Raw genomic sequence first — 3,028 nt, forward strand, 5'->3', positions numbered from 1 at the left:
ATTAGTTTTAATTGTGGTGGTTTTCACATCTCCACTTGTTGAAATTTCAACACCATGTTTTCCAACTTCAAATTGTCTCATAGTGAATGAATTGTTAGTATTGTCAAATTCATATAAATTTTTTGTATAGAATGAAGCAATACCGTCTTTGCCAGTAGTTGCACTAAATCCTGCTCTAATATTACCTATTGTGTATAGGTTTATTGTTTTGCCACTAATTGTTGAATTAGTGTCAGTATCCACCAATTTAAATTTAAAAGCACCATTTTGGTATTGGTTTGAACTAGTTATTACTGTGATTTTAGCATTATAAATTCTATTTACAGTAACACTTGTTAAAGCAGTATTCTTATAAGTGATATTTAATGTTGCAGTTGTAAAGTTAAGGTTTTCAAATTCAATGAATAATGTATTGTTTTCTAATTTTACCATGTTGACATTTGCTATAAATGTATCATTTCCAACTTTATAGCTAGCAGTCACTTTTAAATCACTTAAATTGAAATCAATAATGTCCACGCCGTTGGTAATATTTTTTATAGTTACTTGACCTTTTTTAGTTGAGTTGACGTTAATTGATGAATCTGCATTGATAGTAATGTTTCCATAGACGGATACTAAAATATCTTTGCTGGATTCTGCAAAATTATCATTGCCCAAGAATTTAACGGTTATTGTGTGATTTCCTGAGGTTAATGATTTGATAGTGATAATAGAATTATTATATTCAAATGCGATTTGTTTATTATTTTCAAGTACATTAATTTCATTTTTTGTAACATTAATTTGTTTGTCGCCGGATGAAACTGATATTGGGATTGTTTTATTATCACTTTCATTAAATTTTGCGTTTTGTGCAGTGACATTGGTCAATGATTTTATAACAACTTTTTTACTTGATTCTGTTTCGCCATTGTAATTTAATATTACTGAAGCTGAAGCGAATTTGAGATCATTCAATAAGAATTTTACAGTATTTTTTTCAAAATCAAATGAATCAATTATTTTAAAACTACTGTTTCCATTTTCATCAACATATGTAAAGTTTAAGGTTAAATTATTTTTATTGATTGAATAAGTATTTACACCATCTGTGAGGTTAACTGGAATTTCAACAGTTATGCCGTCGCTTGTTACAAATGAAGGTGCATCTATTGTTTTATTTCCAAATATTGATAAAATGATATTTGTTGTTGAGTTTTTATAAATATCATTTCCTAAATAGTTGATAATTAAACTGTGATTTCCAATATCTAATTTATCTTCAACATTTAATTTAGAATTGTTATAATTAAATTTAATTGTTTTACTTCCTTCATTAACTGTAATATTGTCAGTAGTAATGGTAATTATGTTACTTTCATTATCTTTTACAGTTACTGGAATTTCTACAGTGTCTTTTTCGTTTACCAATACGTTTTCAGACTCTACTGTAGTATCTATTTTAGTTATATTTGCAGAACCGCTATCTGAAGCTTCATTATCGCTAAGTATGATATCAGAACTGTCTTCGGATAATATGTCTGCATCTGCTGTGCTGTTAGCTTCTGCACATACAGATCCGATACTTACTAATAGAAACAGTGAAATTACTATTAATAAGATATAAGAGTTTTTAAGTTTCATAACTTTTTATCCTCCTTTTTAAAAGAAAATCATATTATTAAAAAAAGTGTATAGATTTTCAGTACTATTAATATTAGTATTTTTAACATTTATACTTATGTTTTAGTTATATATAATCATTTTTGTTTTAATGTTTGTAAATTCAAATTTAATTTATTTTTTCTTTAACTTATTTGATACGTTATGTAAAAATATCATATCGAATGAATGTAAAAAAAAGGATTTTGAAGAATAAATAATTATTCTTCTAAGTATGAATCAAGGTTAATATTTAAATTATCACAGATTTCTTTTAATTGCTCATATAATTTTTCATCTATTGCAACACCATTAGCTTCAGCTTCAGCAATCCTTTTAACTTCTAAATCGCCCGGAATGGCTACATTTTCACCAGTTGCTCTAATTTGTGATACAAAATCTTCAGTATTTGCTACAAATTCGCCAAAGTCTCCGAATTTGGACGGGTCAATAACAACATACAGATCTCCTTTTGTACAGTCTTTTGTTGGTGAAGCTGTACCAGTTACGCCATGCCCGTATCCTGCCTGCACTAATGGTCCAGTTAAAATTTCAATCAATGCTGCAAGAGCATATCCTTTAAATCCACCAAATGGTAAGATGGATCCTTCGAGTGCCGCTTCAGGATTGTTGGTTGGATTTCCATCTTTATCTAATGCCCATCCATCAGGTAAATCCAAACCTTTTCTTTTTGATTCGATAATTTTTCCACGTGCAGTGACTGAAGTTGCCATATCTACTGTGATGTAGGTTTCAGATGGAATGCCTAATGCAATTGGGTTGGTTCCGATTAAAGGAGTTTTTCCTCCTAATGGTGCAATTGCAGGATCTGTATTTGCAAGAACCAATCCTATACAGTTTTCTCTTAATGCTAAATCAGAATAAAATCCAGTTACTCCAAAGTGATTTGTATTATGCACACCAACACATCCAATTCCAACTTCTTTAGCTTTTTTAATAGCTAATTGCATTGCTTTGTATGATACTGCTTGCCCAAATCCACTATTTCCATTAATTAAAGCAATTGCTGGAGTTTCCTTTTCGATAGTAATGTCATCATTTAAGTTTATTGTTCCTGCTTCGATACTAATTAAGTATTGTGGGAATCTACCTAGCCCATGTGATGTAAATCCTTTTAAATCAGCATCTATTGTTGCTTCAGCTACAAATTCGCTGTCTTCTTCACTAACTCCCAATTTTTTTAATATTTCTTTAACAAGAGCTATTTCCTTATCTTTCATTATCTTCATTTACACACCTCTTAATTTTATCAAATCAGTATTCAATTTCAGATCCTTCAAAAGCTTTTACAGTAATTTTTTCATCATCTGTTACTTTACATATTATCTGGCAGATACAGTATTATTTTAAAGTATCCATTATT

2 protein-coding genes and 1 pseudogene are annotated in these 3,028 nt (G+C 29.4%); all 3 read right to left on the minus strand.

Translation table 11 applies throughout. The features are described from left to right. Positions 1-1,626: hypothetical protein (locus Q4Q55_RS10135; protein ID WP_303372684.1), on the minus strand; the 1,626-nt coding region annotated here is incomplete at its 3' end. 239 nt (positions 1,627-1,865) lie between these two features. Further along, the gene (comC, locus tag Q4Q55_RS10140) at positions 1,866-2,894 is read right to left on the minus strand and encodes an L-sulfolactate dehydrogenase (protein ID WP_303372685.1); all 1,029 of its coding nucleotides are present in this window, start codon (positions 2,892-2,894) and stop codon (positions 1,866-1,868) included. A 25-nt stretch (positions 2,895-2,919) separates the two neighbouring features. Then, positions 2,920-3,028 (minus strand): annotated as a pseudogene (locus tag Q4Q55_RS10680) (phosphoribosylformylglycinamidine cyclo-ligase); the annotation flags it as partial.

The organism is Methanobrevibacter sp., from assembly GCF_030539555.1.
In the GTDB taxonomy this organism is placed as follows: Archaea; Methanobacteriota; Methanobacteria; order Methanobacteriales; family Methanobacteriaceae; genus Methanocatella.

What these genes read in the sequence shown, in the direction of transcription:
- comC (WP_303372685.1), bottom strand. Translation starts at nt 2,894, where the DNA reads ATGAAGATAATGAAAGATAAGGAAATAGCTCTTGTTAAAGAAATATTA.